The organism is Staphylococcus sp. 231237_7MaSpsaltlick (assembly GCF_043107035.1).
In genome coordinates this window covers 19906-42594 of the sequence record NZ_JBICNX010000003.1, presented here as the reverse complement: position 1 = coordinate 42594, position 22689 = coordinate 19906, and the positions used below count along the sequence as shown (strand labels likewise).

19 protein-coding genes and 2 pseudogenes are annotated in these 22689 nt (G+C 33.5%); 9 read left to right on the top strand and 12 right to left on the bottom strand.

Annotation, left to right across the window (positions count from 1 at the left end; translation table 11 throughout):
- The first annotated feature begins 67 nt into the window (after positions 1–67).
- From ACF91D_RS06085 to ACF91D_RS06075, 3 genes are all read left to right on the top strand, one after another.
- Entirely contained in the window at positions 68–1549 is a 1482-nt protein-coding gene (locus tag ACF91D_RS06085) for a leucyl aminopeptidase family protein (RefSeq protein WP_107527601.1), read from the top strand.
- Between the two features lie 203 nt (positions 1550–1752).
- Positions 1753–3069 carry a Na+/H+ antiporter family protein gene (locus ACF91D_RS06080; protein WP_107527602.1) on the top strand — a complete coding sequence of 439 codons (1317 nt, stop codon included), beginning with the start codon at positions 1753–1755 and terminating at the stop codon, positions 3067–3069.
- A gap of 30 nt (positions 3070–3099) precedes the next feature.
- Entirely contained in the window at positions 3100–3474 is a 375-nt protein-coding gene (locus tag ACF91D_RS06075; RefSeq protein WP_042739771.1) for a PaaI family thioesterase, read from the top strand.
- 85 nt (positions 3475–3559) lie between these two features.
- On the opposite strand, the gene ACF91D_RS06070 is transcribed toward ACF91D_RS06075, so the two are convergent.
- From ACF91D_RS06070 to kapB, 9 genes and pseudogenes are all read right to left on the bottom strand, one after another.
- On the bottom strand, positions 3560–4711 hold the full coding sequence (locus ACF91D_RS06070) for an NAD(P)-binding domain-containing protein (RefSeq protein WP_107527604.1): 1152 nt from the start codon (positions 4709–4711) through the stop codon (positions 3560–3562).
- Between the two features lie 727 nt (positions 4712–5438).
- Positions 5439–5795 carry a Na+/H+ antiporter subunit G1 gene (locus tag ACF91D_RS06065; RefSeq protein WP_107527657.1) on the bottom strand — a complete coding sequence of 119 codons (357 nt, stop codon included), beginning with the start codon at positions 5793–5795 and terminating at the stop codon, positions 5439–5441.
- Positions 5773–6066, bottom strand: coding sequence for a Na+/H+ antiporter Mnh1 subunit F (gene mnhF1, locus ACF91D_RS06060; protein ID WP_107527661.1), 294 nt, complete (start codon positions 6064–6066; stop codon positions 5773–5775). The genes ACF91D_RS06065 and mnhF1 overlap by 23 nt, the downstream gene beginning before the upstream one ends.
- 2 nt (positions 6067–6068) lie before the next feature.
- Positions 6069–6545 (bottom strand): Na+/H+ antiporter Mnh1 subunit E, encoded by a 477-nt coding sequence (gene mnhE1 / locus ACF91D_RS06055; RefSeq protein ID WP_107512278.1) that lies wholly within the window; start codon positions 6543–6545, stop codon positions 6069–6071.
- 1 nt (position 6546) lies between these two features.
- On the bottom strand, positions 6547–8043 hold the full coding sequence (locus tag ACF91D_RS06050) for a Na+/H+ antiporter subunit D (RefSeq protein WP_107527658.1): 1497 nt from the start codon (positions 8041–8043) through the stop codon (positions 6547–6549).
- The gene (mnhC1, locus tag ACF91D_RS06045; protein WP_042739777.1) at positions 8030–8377 is read right to left on the bottom strand and encodes a Na+/H+ antiporter Mnh1 subunit C; all 348 of its coding nucleotides are present in this window, start codon (positions 8375–8377) and stop codon (positions 8030–8032) included. The genes ACF91D_RS06050 and mnhC1 overlap by 14 nt, the downstream gene beginning before the upstream one ends.
- The gene (gene mnhB1, locus ACF91D_RS06040) at positions 8377–8805 is read right to left on the bottom strand and encodes a Na+/H+ antiporter Mnh1 subunit B (RefSeq protein ID WP_042739778.1); all 429 of its coding nucleotides are present in this window, start codon (positions 8803–8805) and stop codon (positions 8377–8379) included. Before mnhB1 ends, mnhC1 begins: the two co-directional genes overlap by 1 nt.
- On the bottom strand, positions 8786–11203 hold the full coding sequence (locus ACF91D_RS06035) for a Na+/H+ antiporter subunit A (RefSeq protein ID WP_107527659.1): 2418 nt from the start codon (positions 11201–11203) through the stop codon (positions 8786–8788). Before ACF91D_RS06035 ends, mnhB1 begins: the two co-directional genes overlap by 20 nt.
- A 128-nt stretch (positions 11204–11331) precedes the next feature.
- Positions 11332–11711, bottom strand: a pseudogene (kapB, locus tag ACF91D_RS06030) (sporulation phosphorelay system protein KapB).
- 67 nt (positions 11712–11778) lie between these two features.
- On the opposite strand from kapB, the gene ACF91D_RS06025 reads away from it, so the two are divergent.
- The 6 genes from ACF91D_RS06025 (at position 11779) to ACF91D_RS06000 (ending at position 17704) form a co-directional block, all read left to right on the top strand.
- A complete protein-coding gene (locus ACF91D_RS06025; protein WP_107527660.1) occupies positions 11779–12372 on the top strand; it encodes a peptidylprolyl isomerase in 594 nt (197 codons plus the stop codon).
- Positions 12373–12660: 288 nt separating this feature from the next.
- A complete protein-coding gene (gene ygs / locus ACF91D_RS06020; RefSeq protein WP_042739782.1) occupies positions 12661–13041 on the top strand; it encodes a S1 domain-containing post-transcriptional regulator Ygs in 381 nt (126 codons plus the stop codon).
- Positions 13042–13312: 271 nt separating this feature from the next.
- Positions 13313–14446, top strand: coding sequence for an NADH-dependent flavin oxidoreductase (locus ACF91D_RS06015; RefSeq protein WP_107527591.1), 1134 nt, complete (start codon positions 13313–13315; stop codon positions 14444–14446).
- 246 nt (positions 14447–14692) lie between these two features.
- Positions 14693–14821 (top strand): hypothetical protein, encoded by a 129-nt coding sequence (locus ACF91D_RS06010; protein WP_257044421.1) that lies wholly within the window; start codon positions 14693–14695, stop codon positions 14819–14821.
- Positions 14822–15160: 339 nt separating this feature from the next.
- The gene (locus ACF91D_RS06005) at positions 15161–16351 is read left to right on the top strand and encodes an ornithine--oxo-acid transaminase (protein WP_107512283.1); all 1191 of its coding nucleotides are present in this window, start codon (positions 15161–15163) and stop codon (positions 16349–16351) included.
- A 108-nt stretch (positions 16352–16459) separates the two neighbouring features.
- Positions 16460–17704: a Glu/Leu/Phe/Val family dehydrogenase gene (locus tag ACF91D_RS06000; protein WP_042739785.1), complete on the top strand. Its 1245-nt coding sequence runs from the start codon at positions 16460–16462 to the stop codon at positions 17702–17704.
- Between the two features lie 241 nt (positions 17705–17945).
- Here the strand turns inward: ACF91D_RS06000 and ACF91D_RS05995 are convergent.
- The 3 genes and pseudogenes from ACF91D_RS05995 to ACF91D_RS05985 all read right to left on the bottom strand — a co-directional run.
- Positions 17946–18911, bottom strand: a pseudogene (locus tag ACF91D_RS05995) (glycerophosphodiester phosphodiesterase); the annotation flags it as partial.
- Positions 18912–19795: 884 nt separating this feature from the next.
- Positions 19796–21175: an argininosuccinate lyase gene (argH, locus tag ACF91D_RS05990; RefSeq protein WP_107527592.1), complete on the bottom strand. Its 1380-nt coding sequence runs from the start codon at positions 21173–21175 to the stop codon at positions 19796–19798.
- On the bottom strand, positions 21165–22370 hold the full coding sequence (locus tag ACF91D_RS05985) for an argininosuccinate synthase (RefSeq protein WP_042739787.1): 1206 nt from the start codon (positions 22368–22370) through the stop codon (positions 21165–21167). Before ACF91D_RS05985 ends, argH begins: the two co-directional genes overlap by 11 nt.
- Positions 22371–22689: the final 319 nt, after the last annotated feature.

Sequence of the window (22689 nt, the reverse complement as noted above, 5' to 3'; positions counted from 1 at the left end):
ATAAGATAGGTCTTTTTCTTAAATCTAAATGATTAAATTATTTCAATACCAAAGTGAGGGATTTTAAATGAAAGCATTGTTACAATCTACTGATAAATTATTATTTGAAACATTAATCATAGGGATACCGGATCATTTAAATCAGTTGGAAGACATAAAGATAAACGGTGAAGTTATTAATGAAAATCTAGCATCATTAAAAAAGGCACATATTATTAGTAGTAATGTTGGTAAAGTAACTGCTACACATTTTACAGTAGATAATCAACTCATAAAGTTAATTGCTGTTGGTCTAGGTAATTTGAAGTCAACGACACAATTACAGTATTTATCTGTGTTTGGCTCATTATTCCAATATTTGAAGCAAGAGCGAATCGTAGAAGGGGACATATTTTTCGAGAGCTTTAAAGCGAAAGATTTTGATCTCTTAAATATTGCTACATTACTAGGTCAACAAAGTGAAGCGTCTGTCTACCAATTTGACGGATATAAGACAAATAAAGGTGCGCCATATGAATTAACATTGAATCTACATACGATACAAGATCAAACTCAATTAAATGCAGCAATCGATAAGGGGATAGCGTTAGCTCGTGCCATCAATTTAGCACGAGATTATAGTAATATCCCACCCAATATATTAACGCCGGCTTATTATGCAGAGTTGATTACTAATCACTTTAAAGGAAGTTCAGTATCTGTAGATGTGAAAGACGGAGAGACATTACAGCGTGAAGGTTTTGGATTAATACATGCTGTAGGTAAAGGGTCTAAGCATGCACCACGATTAATTACTTTAACTTATCATGGTGCTAATAATGACAAAGCACCGATAGCACTTGTAGGTAAAGGGATTACCTATGATTCAGGTGGCTATTCAATAAAATCAAAAACAGGTATGCAAACTATGAAGTTTGATATGTGTGGCTCAGCTAATGTAATAGCTATGATAGAAGCTGCGAGACAGCTAAACCTTAACATTAATATTGTGGGTGTAATTGCTGCTGCAGAAAATATGGTTAATGAATTAGCAATGAAACCTGATGATGTTTATACGGCACTCAGCGGTGAGTCTGTAGAAGTCTTGAACACTGATGCAGAAGGTCGTTTAGTCCTAGGTGATGCTGTATTCTATGCAACACAATTTCAACCGGAACTGATTTTAGATTTTGCCACTTTAACAGGGGCAGCAATTGTTGCATTAGGTGAGGATAAAGCTGCAGTATTCAATAATCATGCTTCGACACAACTTGCAGATATACTGTCAATTGCCGAACGACAAGGAGAATATGTATTTGAATTACCTATGACAGATACAGAAAGAAAGTTAATTAGAAAAAGTGATGTGGCAGATCTTGTCAATCATACAAATGGACAAGGTAAAGCATTATTTGCAGCTACCTTTATAAATCACTTTGCAGGTGATGTACCACATATGCATTTTGATATAGCTGGTCCAGCAACTACGAATCATGCTAGTTATAAAGGACCTAAAGGACCAACAGCATTTTTAGTAACGACTATTGTTGAATGGTTATCAAATCAATAATCAATAAATATATGCGTGAGTTAGAATTGTATAACTCGCGCATAAATTATATAGTTTAAGTAAAAGGAAATGTTAGATGATATAGTTTAATCTCATGGATGATGCATTTAAGCTGTAACATAGCATTGACATTTATAATTGAAATTGTTACGATTATTCTCGTGATACTTTAGTTCGATAATGTGATAAAGGAGTTATGTTTTGTGATTAATGCAGTTGTTATAGCAGTTGTGCTGATGATTATACTTTGCTTATGTAGACTTAATGTAGTAATCAGTTTATTTGTCAGTGCATTAGTAGGCGGGCTGGTTGCAGGTATGAGCATTCCTGAAATCGTGTCTGTGTTTGGTAAGAATATTGTCGATGGTGCAGAAGTTGCACTAAGTTATGCCTTATTGGGAGGCTTTGCGGCACTGATTTCATATAGTGGAATTACGGATTATTTAGTAAATAAGATTATTAACAGTATCCACGCTGAAAATAGCAAGATGTCTCGAATAAAGGTAAAAGTAATTATTATCATTGCTTTATTAGTATTAAGTATAATGAGTCAAAACTTAATTCCGGTTCATATTGCATTTATTCCAATTGTTATACCACCTTTAATTAGTTTATTTAATGACTTGAAAATAGATCGTAGACAAATTGCTATTATTATTGGATTTGGACTTTGTTGGCCATACGTTCTTTTACCATTTGGTTTTGGTCAAATTTTCCACCAAATTATTGATAATGGTTTCACCAAAGCACATCACCCAATAGAGATGAGCATGATTTGGAAGGCTATGATTATTCCTTCTTTAGGGTATATTGTTGGATTGATTTTGGGTGTATTCTATTACAGAAAGCCTAGAGAATATAATGAGCGAAATGAAGAGAGAAATAATGAAACTATTGAACTCAAACCTTATGTCTTAGTTGTAACAATCGTATCGATTATCGCAACATTTGTCGTACAGACATTAACTGATTCAATGATTTTCGGTGCACTTGCCGGAGTCTTGATATTCTTTGTTTCAAGAGCATTTAAATGGACTGAGTTGGATAAGAACTTCGTTGAAGGTATTAAGATTATGTCATTTATTGGTGTAGTGATATTATCTGCAAATGGCTTTGCTGGCGTAATGAATGAAACGGGAGATATTACAAAATTAGTACATAGTTTAAGTGGTGTTACAGGTGATAATAAACTTATTAGTATTATTGTTATGTACATTATTGGACTTATTGTTACTTTGGGTATTGGATCTTCTTTTGCAACAATTCCTATTATCGCAACTTTATTCATTCCATTAGGAGAATCATTAGGATTAGATACAATGGCATTAATCGCTTTAATTGGTACTGCGAGTGCCTTAGGTGATTCTGGTTCGCCAGCTAGTGACTCTACATTAGGACCGACAGCTGGTTTGGATGTGGATGGTCAGCACGATCATATCAGAGACACATGTATTCCAAACTTTATATTTTATAATATTCCGTTAATCATTTTTGGTACCATTGCCGCTATGGTATTATAGTAATACTAAGTAGTGAATGAGGTGTTGAAAATGACAAATATGATAGAGACTTTAGAAATGAAAGTAGAAAGTGAAGCACACGGTAAGATTGTAATGTCGATGCCTGTTACAGATAAGGTGAAACAACCTTTTGGTTATTTACATGGTGGTGCAAATCTTGCTTTGGGTGAAACAGCTTGCTCAATTGGTGCGGCACACATCATTGATACTGAAAAATTTATTCCATTAGGTTTAGAAATGAATGCAAACCATATTAGTTCAACGACTGAAGGGACAGTTTATGCTACTGCTACTATCGTACACGAAGGTAAAACAACACAAGTTTGGAACATTGAAATAAAAGATGATGTTGATAGATTGATTAGCATCATGAGAGGTACAATTGCGATTAAACCACGCAAATAATAAACACGCTTGATACTCAGACGCATGTACGCGTTTCTATAGAGTATTGAGCGTGTTTTTGTATGTTCAACATAATGTATTTTACTTATATACTTGATACCGTAGTTTCTTTTGAAAAAGCATTCGAGATTCTTGTGGCAGCTTCTCTACCACCCATGATATTTCTTGCAAAGGGCCCTAATTCTAAATCTGCTAAGCCTCCAGCAACATATAAATGTGGTAACCACTCCAATTCTGTTGAAATATTTGGTAAACCACAACTACATAGTGGGGCATGATGTTGGTGAATTAATTGTTTAATAATTGGTTGTTTCATTATCGTTTCTTCAAATCCTGTTGCTAAAATAATATGGTCATAGGTTATTGCCTTATGTTCTGTAATGATTTGATGATTTGAAATGGCTTGTAATTCGTTTGTATGTATTACTAATTTACCTTGCTTTACATATTTTTTCAGCCTTAATTCTAATTCTTTTGGCATTGAGCCTTTGTGTTTTTCATTCAGAATAACTTGTTGCTTTTCCTCAGAAGTTGTAATTTGCTTAAAGCGTGTCATATATTTAGGACCGAGCCAACCTGGATCAGCATCAAAATCATGCACTGCTAAGGGTTTATTTGTCCATAAATGAATTTGTTGTGGATTATGTTTAATCAACTTAAGTGTTAAGTGAGCTGCAGAAATACCACTACCTATCACATGTGACGATTGAGAATATGATTTGTATGAACTATCAAAGATGTGTGTGACATCGGGTTGATTTTTATATGCTTTTGGAAAGTTAATTTGATGGTTACATCCAAAGGCAATGATAAGGTTTTCGGTCAAAAATGCTTCTGAATTATTACATTGAACAAACCATAGATTATCTTGTTTAGTGATAGCAGTAGCGCTAGCTTGCACATGACTATGATTTAAATTTAATTCATGTATTAACATATGCGTATGAGCCATAAACATCTCTCTATTAGGTCGTTGATATCGTCCGTAAGAAGCATTAGTATATTGTCTATGTTTTGCAAATTGCTTTAGATGAAATGGATCTGGATGAACATGATGAACACAAGGTGAACGTAAGTAGGGCATGTCGATAGTGTATGTATATCTATCAAATTGTTCGCATAAGCTAGTATGAGGATCTATTATACACAAATCATTTGCAGCTAATCCTTGTGTGCGTAGCTTAAGTGCAATTGTAACTGCCTGGATACCTCCACCAATAATTGTCCATTTAAACATAATATTGCCTCCTTAAATCGTAATAATTACGATTTAATATAACATGATTGCTAAAGAAATACAAATGATTAAAGGTGTATTGTCTTTTGAAAAAATATGACTTTATATCATATGCCATTTCAGTCTATAAATGCTTATTTTCGACTATAGTTAAATACTAACAATCGACGGACGGTAAGACTTATGATAAAGCTAAAAAGAGTAATCAGTAATAAACAGTCTAGTCCATTACCCTTGCAGACTAAAATAAAATCAATGATTTTTACTATGAAATGTAAAGAACATTGATTTGAGTTGAAAAATGATTTGTGATTTTATTTAAATATTCATCATTTAACTCGTTATTCATTTCTTGATTTATCTCATGAATCATTGCTGTTTCAATTCATTCATTATTAGGTCTCTTATTTTTTGTAGTAATAACATATAAGAACTGCGTATTGGTTGCGAGATACCTGAAGGAGTAGGATGCGTGTCGAGACCGAGGTTCGACCTAGCCCATTAGGTAAACGAGCAATAGCAATATGCAGTATTGATACAAATAACAAGCCCATCAAAGATCAAAAATCTTTGATGGGCTTAATGTTGGGTATTTATGTCCCTAACTCGATTTAGGGTTTATAGCTTTATATTATTTATTAAATTATTGAAGAGACTCTAAACTTTTTATTTATTATAAGAGATTGTAAGTCTCACATGTTACAAACAATTTAGCGCGTGATGCTCTCTAAAGTTTAGTATCCTTTAAATCTTCTTTAATATCGTCTAATTTAGTTCGTTTGGAAGCAGGGGTATTTAAATTATAGGCTGCTTTTATGATTAAGTGACTGGAAAGTGGTCCAGTAATGAGAATGAATAATATACCAATTACTAATTGCATATTTACGTAACCATCTCGACCTATAAAGAATAGGAAGACACCACTTAAAAGTAGCATTGCCCCTAAGGTTGCTGCCTTACCTGCTGCATGAGAGCGCGCGTATACATCATCTAATCGAACTAGTCCAATTGCAGCTAATGCACTAATAATTGATCCTAGGACAACAAGTATTAAGGCAATACTAATGATTATCGTTTCGGTCATGCTCAATCACCTTACCTTTATCCATATATTTCGCAAATACTGCAGTGCCTAAAAATGCCAAAATACCTATCATTAAGATTGCAACAATTAAGTATTTGGTACCTAAAAAGATACTGAATAAGGCGATGATAGCCATTAACTGTATCCCCATTGCATCTAAAGCTACGACACGATCAGCTAGTGAAGGTCCAATAATCACACGGATTAACATGGCCAACATTGATAGGGCAACAATAATTAGCGCAATGATAAGAATAATATTGTAATTTATCATTATTCGCCCACCTCTCTCACAACTTTTTCTAGAGATGACTTTATACCCTCAGTTTCCTCTTCTTTAGTACTAAAATCAATTGCATGAATATAAATTTTAGTTCGGTCATCGCTAATTCCAAGTACAATTGTACCTGGTGTTAGGGTAATCAGATTAGATAATAAGACGATTTGCCAGTCCTTTTTTAAATCTGTCTGATAAATAAAAAACGCAGGTTCATTCTTAATTGTTGGTTTAATAATGATTCTAATTACATCTATATTAGCTTTAATTAACTCAATGATGAAGACTACCAAGAGTTTGATGATCTTATAGACAGTAATCATATAAAATCGACCCGGTAACACACCACGCATTAAGTAGACTAATAATAAAGCGAACAGGTAACCTAAAATAAAGTTATTAAATGTATAACTTCCAGTAACAAATAACCAAAATACTGCGAGTAGTAAATTAACGAGTATTTGAACTGCCATATTATTGTCCCCCCAATACACTTTCGATATAAACATTAGGATTATAGAATGGTTCTGCAGCATCTTTGATTATTGGATGTAAGATATCTGCTGATAATCCAAATATGACTGAAAGTACTACAGCGATAATAGCCACGACTAACAAGCCTTTATATCTTAATTTATAATTTACAGTAAATCCTCGAGTTTCTCCAAAGAATCCTAACAGGAATATTCGAATAACCGAGTAAAGGACAATCAAACTAGATAACAGTATAACAATACCGCTAATATAGAATCCTTTTTCAAATGTTGCCTGAACGATATAAAACTTTCCATAAAATCCACTGAATGGCGGTATACCAGCTAAACTAAGTGCTGCTATAAAGAATGTCCATCCAAGCACAGGGTAATGCTTGATTAAACCGCCATATTTGCGTAAATCATGTGTCTTTGTAATCTTATACATGATTCCAATTAAGAAAAATAATGCTGCCTTAATTAACATATCATGTAAAGTGTAATAAATAGCGCCCATCATACCACTTTGGTTCATCATTGCTACACCAACTAATATGACACCAATTGCAATCATAATATTATAGATAATAATCTTTTTCGTATCATAATAACTAACAGCTCCGACACAACCAAATATAATGGTAAGAAGTGCTAAGAATAAAATGGTGTAAAAAGAAAAATTACCTGTATCTCTGAAGAATAAGCTAGCCGTTCTAGCTATAGCATAAACGCCGACCTTTGTTAATAAAGCACCAAAGAAAGCGATGATTGCTACAGGAGGTGCGTAATATGCACCTGGTAACCATATATACATAGGGAATACGCCAGCCTTCGTTGCAAAGACAAAGATGAACATGATAAAGATGATACTTACCATTCCTTTGTCATGTGCTGACAATTCACTTAATTTCTGACTGATATCTGCTAAATTAAGCGTACCAACTACTGAATAAAGCATGGCTACTGCAATAACGAAAAATGCTGAAGAAGTCACATTAACTAAGACATACTTTATCGTTTCGCTTAGTTGAACCTTTGTACCACCAATAACCAGTAATATATATGAAGACATTAAGAAGACTTCGAAAAATACAAACAAGTTAAAGATATCACCAGTTATAAAGGAACCAATAACACCAGTCAGCATAAACATAATTGAAAAATAGTAATAATATGTTTCACGTTCTAGTCCAACTGATTGATATGAGTATAAGATAACTAACATAGTAACAATCAATGTTGTGATTACGAGTAATACACTAAAGATATCTAGTACAAAAACAATACTGTATGGTGCAGCCCAAGAACCTAATTCTAATTTGATTGGTCCATCTTTCAGTACATTGTGCAAATTAATAAATGCAAATATCAATGTAATTGCTGTGCCAATTAACGCAACATAGCGTTTGATAGTAGGGCGCTTCCCAATAAATACTAATATAATTGCTGTTAGCATGGGAATGATTAATAAAGAAACGATAAGGTTACTCTCTATCATCTTCAATCACTCCCTTCATACTTTCTACATTATCAGTGCCTAGCTCTTTATAACTTCTAAATGCGAGTACTAAGAAGAAAGCAGTTACTGAAAAAGATATTACAATAGCTGTTAATATCAATGCTTGAGGAATAGGGTCAACGTAGGATGCTATTCCTTTTTCATATATAGGTACATCGCCTTTTTTCAGGCCACCCATTGTGATTAAAAATAAATTTGCCGTATGTGTTTGTAAAGTAGTCCCAATAATGATTCGTATCAAACTTTTAGAAAGAATGAGATAGACGCTCATTGCTGTGAGAATACCACAAACAAAAATCATCACTATTTCCATTACTCATTCTCTCCAATCGATAAAATTATAGTCATTACTGTGCCTACAACTGCAAATAACACGCCTAAATCGAAGAATGTTGCAGTGTGTAATTCCATCGGCTTTAGTATGATTAAAGGTATTTCAAAAGGTTTGTGCGTGAAGAAATTTTTACCATAAAACCAACTCGCCATTGGTGTAGCTAAACAAAATGTTAAGCCAATGCCAATTAATATCTTGAAGTCCCATGGAAATATCTTCCGCATTGTCTTTATATCAAAGGCAACTGCAATAATAACCAGTGCACTAGATAGTAATAAACCACCAACGAAACCACCACCAGGTGTATAGTGACCAGCTAAAAATAATGATAGTCCGAACATCACAATGAGGAAAAAGATGATGACTGCGGAATATTGAAAGATCAGATTATTCTTTTGTCTGTTCAATGTCATGACCTCCCTTATTTTTAGCTTTGTTATTGTAACGTAATTTAATCATGGTATAGACACCTAAGCCTGCAATACCTAATACAGATGATTCGAACAATGTATCAGTACCACGGAAATCAACAAGAATGACGTTAACCATATTTGTACCGTGTGCTAAATCGTATACGTGTGTTTTATAAAATGAACCAATAGATCCAAAGTGTCTATTTCCATATGCAATTAAGCCAAGTATAGTAACAACTGCACCAGCCCCAATAGATATGATGACATTAATCCATTTGAAAGGTTGCGTTTCTTGGTGTCTATTTAAATTAGGTAAATGATAGAAACAAAGTAAAAATAGTGCCGTTGAAATTGACTCAACAACAAATTGTGTAAGTGCTAAATCTGGAGCACCAAAGAAAATGAAGAAAATTGCTACACAATAGCCTACAGCACTTGCCATAATGATGCTAAATAATCTTGAATGTGCAAATATAATCATTGATGCTGCCGTTATGATAAGCACGACAATAATTAATTCAAACGGTCTGATTTCACTGACATCTTTAAAGTTAATGCTGAAAGGTGTCACGATGAGTGTCACAACCGTAATTGCAATCAGTGAGATAAAAATAATCACCAAGTTGTTACGTGTAAATCCAGTGACATATGAATTTGTTATATGTTTAGAAATATCAGGTGTAACGTTACCTAATTTGTCATACCAATAGTTAATAGTTAACTTAGTTGGGTGTGATTTTAGTAACTTAATCCAATAACTAAAGCTTAAAATTAATATAATACCGACACCATAAATAAATAGTGTTGATAAAAAGGCTGGCGTGAAACCATGGAACATATGAAACTCAATATGAGTTGTTTGCGTTGAACTCATTGCATATACAGCCGGTTCGATAATTGAATCGGTAAGCATTGCTGGAAACAAACCGAAAGTAATTACTAAGATAGCCAATATAATAGGTGCAATTAACATTAATGGAGATGCTTCATGTGGCTTGTTAGGTAAGGCATCAGGTTTATAGCTACCTAAAAAGACCTGACCAATCAAACGCACTGCATATACAAATGTAAATACACTACCTAAAATCGCAACTATTGGTATCAGTATACCTAGTGAATTTAAACTAAAGACATTAGCATGTGTAACGTCAATCATACTTTCTAAAAACTTTTCCTTTGATAAGAAACCGTTGAAAGGTGGAACACCAGCCATACTTAACGAACTTATAATTGTAATTGTAAATGAAATGGGCATTATCGTTAGTAAGCCACCTAGCTTATGAACATCACGTGTACCCGTAGCATGATCTACAGCACCTGTAATCATGAATAATGCTGCTTTAAATGTTGCATGGTTAATCAAATGAAAGACTGCTGCCGTAAAGGCTGCAACATACAGTTGACTGTCTGATCCTTCAAAATGATAACTTACAGCGCCTATACCAAGCATTGCCATAATCATCCCTAATTGTGAAACAGTAGAAAATGCTAGAATTCCCTTTAAATCTTGTTGCTTTGTCGCATTTAATGATGCCCAAAATAGGGTGATTAAACCAACAGCCGTTACAGTCCAAATCCACCCCTCAGACACTGCGAAAATTGGTGTCATACGAGCGACTAAGTAAAGTCCGGCTTTAACCATTGTAGCTGAATGCAAATATGCACTTACTGGAGTAGGGGCTTCCATTGCATCTGGTAACCAAATGTAAAATGGAAACTGGGCAGATTTAGTCATTGCGCCAACTAATACCAGTACCATGGCTAAAATAAAGAATGGACTTGTTTGAATTTCGTCTACATGTTTAATGATTTGTTGAACACTTGTAGTGCCACTAGCTAAGATTAAGAGGATGAGTCCTCCTAACAGCGATAGACCACCAAACACTGTGACGAGCATAGATTTCTGAGCGCCATATAGTGATGCTGGCTTTTCTCTCCAAAATGAAATAAGTAAAAAACTAGAAAATGAAGTCAATTCCCAAAATAAGTATAAGATAATTAAATTATCTGATAATACAACCCCTAACATTGCACCCATAAAGAGCAGTAAATAACAATAAAAGTTTCCCAACTGCTCTTGTCGACTTAAATAACTAATAGAATACAGAACAATAAGACTACCAATACCTGTGATCAGTAAGCTAAATAACAGTCCTAGACCATCAATATATAAATTGAAATTCATACCAAAATGAGGCATCCATTTCAAAGTTCGCATTACTGTATCGCCCGACATTGTTGTCGGAATATATGATAGGAAGTATATAAATAAGACGACAGGGATGGGTATGACAAACCATCCGATATGTATACCCTTATAAATGCGATATACAAATGGAATAATGAGTGCAAATATTAACGGGAGGAGTACCGCTAAATGTAACCAGCTCATTATTTTATCCTCCTTTTACATTTAAGTATAAGATTATTATACATGAATTAGACTATTCTGAAAAACGTCCCAGCCCTTGAAATAACTATGCTGAATGTCATTATTAAATAAGAAGAAACAAGGTATTTTTATTCAAAATTTTGTTTATATTGAAGGCTGTAATCCTTCTTTAAACGTTGTAAATTGTCTAATGAGATTTGTGAATGTAAATTATCTTGTTTAGCCAATTTTTGTTCTAACTCTGTGATTGCTTGTTGTAGAGAAGCTGTATACGTCATGGGTTCAACATTAAATGGTCTAAGTTGAGAACGAGATGCATAACGCTTTTCAAATTGACTCAATGCTTTACGCTCATGAAAAAAACATTTTCTGTTGACGTTGGATTATGTAAATCACCTTGTTTAGGATGTTTAATTACTTGTTCCACTTGTACTAAGACTTGATTGTCATTCTCTTCAACTATGGATACACCATAACTTCCAGTTTTATGTGCAAATCGATATAACATAATTCATTTCACCCTTTCAAATATGTTAGAATACATATATCATCTTAACATGAAATGGAGAATTTAAATGACGAACTATCCTCAATTAAACACAGAAATTAATGGTAATGAAATTAAATTAGTTATGCACACAAATAAAGGTGACATGACTTTTAAATTATTCCCTGATATCGCACCAAAGACTGTAGAAAATTTTGTGACACATGCAAAAAATGGTTACTACAATGGTGTAACGTTCCATCGCGTTATCAACGACTTTATGGTACAAGGTGGAGACCCTACTGCAAGTGGTATGGGCGGTGAAAGTATTTATGGTGGACCATTTGAAGATGAATTCTCTTTAGAAGCGTTTAATCTTTACGGTGCACTTTCAATGGCGAATTCAGGACCAAACACAAACGGTTCACAATTCTTTGTAGTACAAATGAAAGAGGTTCCAGAGTCAATGTTAAGTCAATTGGCTGATGGAGGCTGGCCAGAGCCAATCGTAAAAGCTTATGGTGAAAAGGGTGGAACACCATGGTTAGATCAAAAACATACGGTATTTGGTCAATTAATCGAAGGTGAAAGTACATTAGAAGATATCGCAGCTACTAAAGTGGGTGCACAAGATAAGCCACTACATGACATTACAATTGATTCAATTGATGTTGAAGGATAATAATTAAGCAATATTAAGTGTGTTGATAAAGTTAGATTTTATGTTTTTCAATTCAACACTTCATAATAGACGTGTGAAGAACAGGTTGAGACATGATAGATGTCCAACCTGTTTTTTGATCATTATTCATGCCATGGGTTACTTTATGCAAAGTATATAGGGTTGTGAACTTACTTTTAGATACTTAAATCAACAAATCGTGAAATTTTTCTATATTAATGTTAGTGCCTGTAAGTATTTTATGCTATTATAATAGTGTTAAGTAATACGAAATAAGGGGTTATCACGTTGAATAATCACTATAAAGTAGGTCAACATGTAAAAGTTCGTGTGACTGGTATTCAACCGTATGGCGCTTTTGTAGAAACCCCTGATAATACTGAAGGTTTAATCCATATTTCTGAAATCATGGATGATTACGTCCATAATTTGAAAAAGTTTTTATCAGAAGGTCAAATTGTAAGAGCTAAGGTAATTTCAATTGATGAAGAGGGGAAGATTAACTTCTCTTTAAAGGATAATGATTATTTTAAAAATTATGAACGTAAAAAGGAAAAGCAATCAGTATTAGATGAAATTAAAGAAACCGAAAAATATGGGTTTCAAACAATTAAAGAACGCTTACCGGTTTGGATTAAACAGTCCAAAAACGCGATTAAAGATGAGTAATCATCTTCAGAACGCTAACACTTGAATGAGTGTTTAGCGTTTTTTTGTAGTGTTGAATATTAAAGAATTAAGTTGAATGTTAAAGCTAAGATATATAATTTAGTGATGCAAACGGTATATAAACCTAATGTACAGGGATTGATAAATAATTAAATTTAAATATATACATGCGCAAGCATATTGTTTTCATTTGAGGTTGAAAATAGTTAGAATTAGGTAGTATTAAAAAAGAGTTATTATATTTAATAACATATTAGGAGGATTTTTAAGAATGGAATCAAAATTTCAACCTTTATTTGAGTCATTAACTTTACCAAATAAAGTAGAATTAAAAAATAGATTTGTATTAGCACCGTTAACACATGTTTCTTCGAATGATGATGGTACAATTTCTGAAGAAGAATTAGTTTATATGGAACAGCGTTCAAAGGATGTAGGTTTAGCTATTTCAGCGGCTAGTAATGTTACAGACTTGGGTAAAGCATTCCCAGGGCAACCATCAGTAGCACATGATTCAGATTTAGAAGGTTTGAAACGTTTAGCTAAAGTAATGAAGAAGAATGGTGCGAAAGCGGTCGTGCAAATTCATCATGGTGGTGCGCAAGCATTACCTAATTTAACACCGAATGGTGATGTTGCTGCACCAAGTCCAATTTCCATGAAAAGCTTTGGTGAACAAGAGGCACATGATGCTCGAGAAATTACAGTTGAAGAAATTCATGAATCTATTAAAGCATTTGGCGAAGCAACTCGACGTGTTATTGAAGCAGGTTTTGATGGTGTGGAAATACATGGCGCCAATCACTATTTAATTCATCAATTTGTTTCACCTTACTATAATCGACGTGAAGATGAGTGGGGACAAGATCGACTTAAATTTGCTTTATCCGTAGTAGATGAAGTTACTTCTACTGTAAAGACACATGCGGATGAATCATTTATTGTGGGATATCGTTTTTCTCCTGAAGAAGCAGAATCTCCTGGTATCAGCATGGAAATCACGGAAGAATTAGTAAAACATTTAATTGATAAACCACTAGATTATCTACACGTTTCATTGATGGATATTTACTCAACGACACGTGAAGGTAAATATAAAGATCAACAACGAGTTAAGTTATTACATGAATGGATTGAGGGACGTATGCCATTAATTGGCATAGGGTCAATCTTTACAGCACAACAAGCATTAGATGCAATTGAAAATACAGATGCAGAACTTATTGCTTTAGGCCGTGAAATATTACTTGATCACAATTTTGTAAGTAAGATAGAAGAAGGTAAGGAAGACGAAATCATTTCACAATTTGATGGTACAAGAGCGGATAAACATGAATTACCTATTAAATTATGGACTCAATTTAATAATGCATTTTATCCTTTACCAAGAACAGATGGGAAATAATATGAATTAATATCATAGCAATTCAATATTTATAATAAGCCAGGTGCAATATTTATAATTTTGACGATTTTTAAGCAGTGTTTCAATACTGTAGCAGAAACGTTAGTAGATTATGAATAGCTGCACCTGTTTTTTATATTGTTAACTAAAGTTGTAGCATATCATCCAACCATAGCTTGATGACAAAGTTCTGTAAAAGTATATAATCAAGCACAGTAAATTATAATGATGAGGTGTTGGAAACATATGAAACAAGCATTATATACAAAGTCTGTTGTAACATTGATTCATAAACGACATAAGTTATATCAAGGTATAAAATATAAAAATGAATACAAGCAATTACTTAATCAATGGAAATTAGTATTTAAATAAATTTTAAGTTTAATAATCATTAGAATTTACTATTATTTTAATGATTAATAATGCAATAAATTGCAAGAAAAGTAAGTAGAAAATTTATTTAAGAATTTAATATTATGGTCTTGTGTTAAGTGTAAAGGTTGTGTCATTATATATGTAAGGGCTTTCATTGAATTGAACTGATTACAACAGTACTTGTCAAAGCTTTTTCCTAAATATTCATCTAGCGAACTGTGATGCAATAACTCTTTTTGAAAATAGTTTCAGTTTACGTTTAAATACGTTATGCTAGGAGTAAGTATTGTTAAAGAGTCAAAAAAGGCTCTTAAATTTAAACTAAGGGGAGATATCATGTCAAGATCAGAAGAAATCATTGAGTTAACAAACCATTATGGAGCATCAAACTATGTGCCACTTCCAATCGTTATTTCGGAAGCTGAAGGCGTATGGGTTAAAGATCCTGAAGGTAACAAGTATATGGATATGTTATCAGCATATTCAGCTGTAAACCAAGGTCATAGACACCCAAAGATTATTCAAGCGTTAAAAGATCAAGCAGATAAAGTTACTTTAGTTTCTCGTGCGTTTCATAGTGATAATTTAGGTGAATGGTACGAAAAAATTTGTAAGCTTTCTGGTAAAGAAAAGGCTTTACCAATGAACACTGGTGCAGAAGCTGTTGAAACAGCGTTAAAAGCTGCACGTCGTTGGGCTTATGATGTGAAAAACATTGAACCTAATAAAGCAGAAATCATTGCATTCAATGGTAACTTCCATGGTCGTACAATGGCGCCAGTATCATTGTCTTCGGAAGCAGAGTATCAAAGAGGATATGGTCCTTTATTGGATGGATTTAGAAAGGTTGATTTCGGTGATATTGAAGCAATTAAAGCCGCTGTAAATGAAAATACTGCCGCTATTTTAATTGAACCAATTCAAGGGGAAGCAGGAATTAACGTTCCACCAGAAGGATACTTAAAAGCGATTAGAGAATTATGTGATGAGCATAATATTTTATTTATAGCCGATGAAATTCAAGCAGGATTAGGTCGTTCAGGTAAATTGTTCGCAACAGATTGGGATAATGTAAAACCAGATGTTTACATTTTAGGTAAAGCATTAGGTGGTGGCGTATTGCCAATTTCTGTTGTATTAGCAGATGAAGAAGTATTAGGCGTGTTTACACCTGGTTCACACGGTTCTACATTTGGTGGAAATCCACTTGCTTGTGCCGTTTCAAATGCTGCTTTGGATGTAATCGTAGATGAGGACTTACCAGGTCGTTCATTAGAGTTAGGTGAATACTTCAAATCAGAATTACAAAAGATAAATCATCCATCTATCAAAGAAGTACGTGGTAAAGGATTATTTATCGGAATTGAATTAACTGAAAATGCTAGACCATATTGTGAAGCATTAAAGGAAAAAGGTTTATTGTGTAAAGAGACACATGATACGGTAATAAGATTTGCGCCACCATTGATAATATCTAAGGAAGAATTGGACTTTGCACTAGAAAAAGTGAGAAGTGTATTCGAATAATTAGCGTTATGTAATATAAGTATTTAAAACACTTTAAAAAGAAAAATCTTATGTTACAATTAGCATGAAAGCGAAATCATTAGTAACGAAAAAGAGGCGAAATGGATCATGACTGAGAATAATAATTTAGTTACTTCTACGCAACAAATTATTAAAGAAGCATTGCATAAATTAGGTTTTGACGATGGCATGTATGATTTAGTAAAGGAACCATTAAGATTCTTACAAGTAAGAATTCCAGTACGTATGGACGATGGTACAGTTAAGACCTTTACGGGTTATCGTGCACAACACAATGATGCTGTAGGACCAACAAAAGGTGGCGTCAGATTCCACCCTGATGTTGATGAAGAAGAAGTTAAAGCATTGTCAATGTGGATGACATTGAAATGTGGCATTGTGGACTTACCATATGGTGGTGGTAAAGGTGGTATTATTTGTGACCCACGTCAAATGAGTATTCACGAGGTAGAGCGTCTTTCTAGAGGCTATGTTCGTGCAATTTCTCAATTTGTTGGACCAACAAAGGATATTCCCGCACCAGATGTTTTCACAAACTCTCAAATTATGGCATGGATGATGGACGAATATAGTTCATTGGATAAATTTAACTCTCCAGGTTTTATCACTGGTAAACCGATTGTATTAGGAGGCTCACAAGGACGTGACCGTTCTACTGCATTAGGTGTAGTTATTGCGATTGAGCAAGCTGCTAAACGTAGAGGTTTAGAAATCAAAGGTTCACGTATTGTAATCCAAGGTTTCGGTAACGCTGGTAGTTTCTTAGCGAAATTCTTATTTGATATGGGCGCTAAAATTGTCGGTATTTCTGATGCTTATGGTGCGTTACACGATCCTGAAGGTTTAGATATCGATTACTTATTAGATAGAAGAGACAGTTTCGGTACAGTAACTAACCTATTTGAAGATACGATTTCAAATAAAGAATTATTCGAAATTGATTGTGATGTATTAGTACCTGCAGCAATTGCTAACCAAATTACTGCAGATAATGCACATGATATTAAAGCAGATGTAGTTGTTGAAGCAGCTAACGGACCAACAACACCAGAAGGTACACGTATTTTAACTGAACGCGGTATCTTATTAGTACCTGATGTATTAGCAAGTGCTGGTGGTGTAACAGTTTCTTACTTCGAATGGGTACAAAATAACCAAGGTTATTATTGGACTGAAGAAGAGGTTAATACGAAACTTCGTGAAAAGCTTACAACAGCTTTTGATACAATTTATGAATTATCACAAAACCGTAAGATTGACATGCGTTTAGCTGCGTATATTGTAGGTATCAAACGTACTGCAGAGGCTGCACGTTATCGTGGTTGGGCTTAATCATTATCTCGGTATGATTAGCTGTAAAGATAATTTAGACTAAAGTACAGTCATAAATATATGTAATTAAAGTAAGGGACAATTTCTATTGTAATTTAATAGAAGTTGTCCCTTTTTTATATCAAAATTCAGCACTGAATTTTTCTTATTGTATTGTTTAATATGTAATCTAAGAAGCCAACCTAAAAGATTATATTAATCTCATAGATTGGCAATAGTGATCGTCTTGTTATTGAATTATTTATTTACTTTCATCTACAACTTGTTTGTATACATCTGCATAGTTAGTGAAAACACCGTCTACACCATAGCTATTAAGACGTTCCATATCGGCTTTATTGTTTACTGTAAATGGATGAACTAAGAATCCCATTTCCTTTAAGTGTTGTACGTTATCTTTAGTTAAGTCAGAATATTCGGGACCTACACCAATTGCTGTGTTTTTAATGCTTTCTAAATCTTGATCTGTAAGATTAGGTAATTCACCTTTGTCTAATAATCTTACTAGTGGTACGTCAGAATTTAGATTATGCATTTTTTCTAAACTTGCTTGTGAAAATGATTGAATCATAACATGTCCATTTTTTAAAGATTGATTTGTTAACATGTGATGTTTATCTAAAGTATCTAATAATTTTTCTTCCATACCGGGATACACATCAGGTGATTTTGTTTCGATATAATAGTTTGCATCTGTACCATATCTGTCTAAAATTTCATCTAGTGTTGGCACTTCTGCACCTTTATATTGCTCATCTGCGTATTCGGGATGTTGCTCATTGAATTTACTGCCAGCGTCTAATTTTTTCAGTTCCTCTAATGTATAAGAGTCAACTCGACCTGTACCATTAGTTGTTCTATCGACTGTTTCATCATGCATTGCTACAAGGTGTCCGTCTTTTGTCATTTGTAAATCAATTTCGATGTAAGATGCACCTAATTCATTATGACTCTTATCATAAGAATATAAAGTGTGTTCAGGTGCATAGCCACTAGCGCCTCTATGGGCGATTGTTGTAAACTTTTCTCCTGTTAAATTATGTATTTCCTTGTTTTTTGCACTTTTTTCTGTTGCTTCTGAAAGTGGTCTCGCAGAAGTTGAACTATTTTCATTTTTATTAGTAGTTGTGTTATTTTGAGGTGATTTATTTACTTTGTCTTGTGGTGTGGGTGTATTTTGTTCTTGGTTATCAGATTCTGAATGGTTTTGATTCGCATGTTGTGATTTCTGTTGTGGTTGATTGTCTGTTTGTTGCTTGGTATTAGCAGTTGTGTCTGATTGTTCAGGGGATGGATTAGTAGTTTCTGTAGTTGAATTGGTAGCACTTTGTGTTTGTTCTTGAGTGTTGTCTTGTGTTTGCTGTGTAGAATCATTAGGTGATTGTATTGTATTTTGCTTTTGTGTTGAATCCGTATTTTCATCTGCTTTAGCCATTGCTGTAGAAGCTAGTAAAGATAAAGATAAAGCTGTCATACTGGTTACCATAATTCTTTTTGCATTTTTCATAAGTGCTTCACTCCTTAAAATGAACTGTACACTGTTCTTACCTTAGAATTTAATTGTTTAAACACTATTTACATTTTCTTTATTTTAAGTATAAAAAATTAATTATAGTTTAATAAATTAAATGTTTAAGAATAAAAGTGGTGTATTTAAGGTGATGAAGCACAATTTATAAATAGGTAATCGTAATATTTAGCATCAATAGAATGAAAATAAAAAGAATAATGCTAGGACATAAATCCCCAGCATTAAGCCCATCAAAGATCAAAAATCTTTGATGGGCATGTTATTTATATCAATACTACATATTGTTATTGCTCGCTTAACTAGAGGCTGGATCGAGCCTTAGTCTCGACAGGCATCCTACTCCCTCAGCTGTCTCGCAAACAATTCAAAGTTCTTAAATGCTATTACTACAATAAATAAGACACTTTATAATGAATGTATTGAAACAGCAATTATCACTGAGATACAACAAGAAATGAATAACGAGTTAAGTGATGAAGATTTAAATAAAATAGCAAATCATCCATTTTATTTTAAGTCTAGAAGACTAATGTCCTTGAGTTATCCTTAATTGTATAGTGTTATTCTTTATTTTTACTTTTTATAACTTTAAGTTGCTCTTTAACCGCAGCTTGTCCAGTCGAGCCATAGCTAACTCGACGGCTCACACAATTTTCAGGTTTAAGATAATCATAAATATCAGCTTCTATACTTGGATGTGCTTGTTGATATTCAGTTAATGGTACATCTAGGAGATATACATTATTTTGTATAGACCACAGTACAATTTTACCGACAATTTCATGTGCATTTCTAAATGGCACACCTTTATTTACTAAATAATCTGCTAATTCAGTTGCATTAGAGAAATCATTGTAGACAGTTGATTGTAACTGTTCAACATTAATAGTCATCGTATCAACCATACCTTCAAATATTCTTAATGAACCTTTAAGCGTATGCACTGCATCAAATAGACCTTCTTTATCCTCTTGCATATCTTTGTTGTATGCTAACGGTAAGCCCTTCAAAGTCATCAACATGCTCATTAAATGACCAGTAGTTCTACCTACTTTACCTCTAATCAATTCAGCCATATCTGGATTTTTCTTTTGTGGCATAATTGATGATCCAGTTGAGAATGCATCTGATAAGGTAATAAAATTGGCTTCTGCAGAAGACCAGAAGATGATTTCCTCTGCAAAACGTGATAAGTGAACCATTGTTAACGAAATATTATGCAATGTTTCAACAATGTAATCTCTATCACTAACAGCATCCATACTATTTTCATATAAAGAACCAAAGTCTAATAATGATTGTGTTTCATGGCGATCGATAGGGTATGTCGTACCACTTAAAGCTGCTGCGCCTAATGGTGAAATATCAATACGTTTAATACTATCTTGGAAACGTGATTTATCACGCTCTAACATCCAATAATAAGTTAAGATGTGATGCGCAAATGAGATAGGTTGTGCTCTTTGTAAGTGTGTATAACCTGGCATGATTGTATCAACATTATCCTCTGCTACAGAAACGATGGTTGCTTGAAATGATTCAATTAAAGCGATTAGTTCAGTTACTTCTGATTTCGTATACAAGTGCATATCCGTCGCAACTTGATCATTTCTACTACGACCAGTATGCAATCTACCACCAGCGTCACCAATACGTTTGATGAGTTCATGTTCAATATTAAGGTGAATGTCTTCTAATGAAACATCTAAATCTAATTTATTTTGTTTATAATCAGCGAGTATATCGTTTAATCCTTGTTTGATTTGCTCACAATCCGAATTAGAAATAATACCTTGATTTGCTAACATAGTGGCATGAGCAATACTTCCTTGCACATCGTATTCAATTAATGCTTTATCGAAGTGGATGGAAGCATTGAATTCATCGACCCATGCTTCCGGTTGTTCACTAAATCTACCACCCCAAGCTTTATTGCTCATCATGATAACCACCATGTAACATTGAATTTACTTGTGTAGGTAAGCCAAAGATATCGATAAAGCCGACTGCTGATTCTTGGTTGAATGCATCTTCCTTAGTATACGTCGCTAATTTTTCATTGTATAAAGTATGAGGTGATTTTCTACCATTTACAATTGCATTACCTTTATATAATTTGACACGTACTTCACCAGAAACATACTTTTGTGTACTGTCGACAAATAATTTTAAACTGTCAGTTAAAGGTGAGAACCATAAGCCGTTATAAATTTGTTCTGCAAATTGCTTTTCAATAATTGGTTTAAAATGAGCAACATCTTTCGTCAATGTAATCGTTTCTAATGATTTATGTGCATTAACAATAACTTCTGCAGCTGGTGTTTCATATACTTCTCTTGATTTAATACCCACTAATCTATTTTCGACATGGTCGATTCTGCCGATTCCATGCTTACCAGCTAATTTATTTAAATATAAAATTAATTCACTTAATTTATAAGATTTGCCGTCTAACGCAGTAGGGATACCTTGTTCAAAAGTTAAGACAATTTCATCCGCTTCATCTGGTGCATCTTCTAATTCTTGAGTTAAATCATATGCATCCTTTGGAGGCGCAGCATAAGGATCTTCTAAAATGCCGCATTCGTTACTTCTACCCCATAAATTTTGGTCAATTGAATATGGAGAGTCATGTTGAATAGGTACTGGAATGTTATGTTTAATAGCGTAATCAATTTCTTCTTCACGACTCCATGCCCATTCTCTAACTGGAGCAAATACTTTTAATTCAGGATCTAATGCTTTGATTGCCACTTCGAAACGTACTTGGTCATTACCTTTACCAGTACAACCATGTGCAATACCTACAGCATTTGTTTTATCTGCGATTTCAACTAATTTTTTTGAAATTAAAGGTCTTGATAATGCTGACACAAGAGGGTAAGTGCCTTCATACATTAAATTACCTTTGATTGCATATGAAACGAAATCTTCACTAAACTCTTCAGTTGCATCAATGATATGACATTCGATTGCACCCATGTCTAATGCTTTTTGGTGTACTAATTCTAAATCTTTCCCTTCACCAACATCTAAACAACATGCTACAACATCATAACCTTTGTCGATTAACCATTTCACTGCAACACTTGTATCTAATCCACCTGAATATGCTAATACTATTTTTTCCTTCATTATTTCCACCTCGGTTTAAAATTTGCTAATTATTTTTTAACTTTGTTTATTTGATAAAATCAGTATAACAGAAAGATAATGAAAATAAAACCACTTTTATACATAAATATACATTTTTATGAAAATTGTGAGTAGAAGCTTTTATATCATATGTCCTTTAATAATAAAGTATATCGCTTTTTATAGATATAATTGTAAATGTATATAAATATGAATATAATGATATGGGAATTATTGCATAGATGAATTAATTGTCACAATTATCGCAATAAATAGGCTAGTTGTTTGAATAGTAAAAATAAACTTAGTAAAATGATTT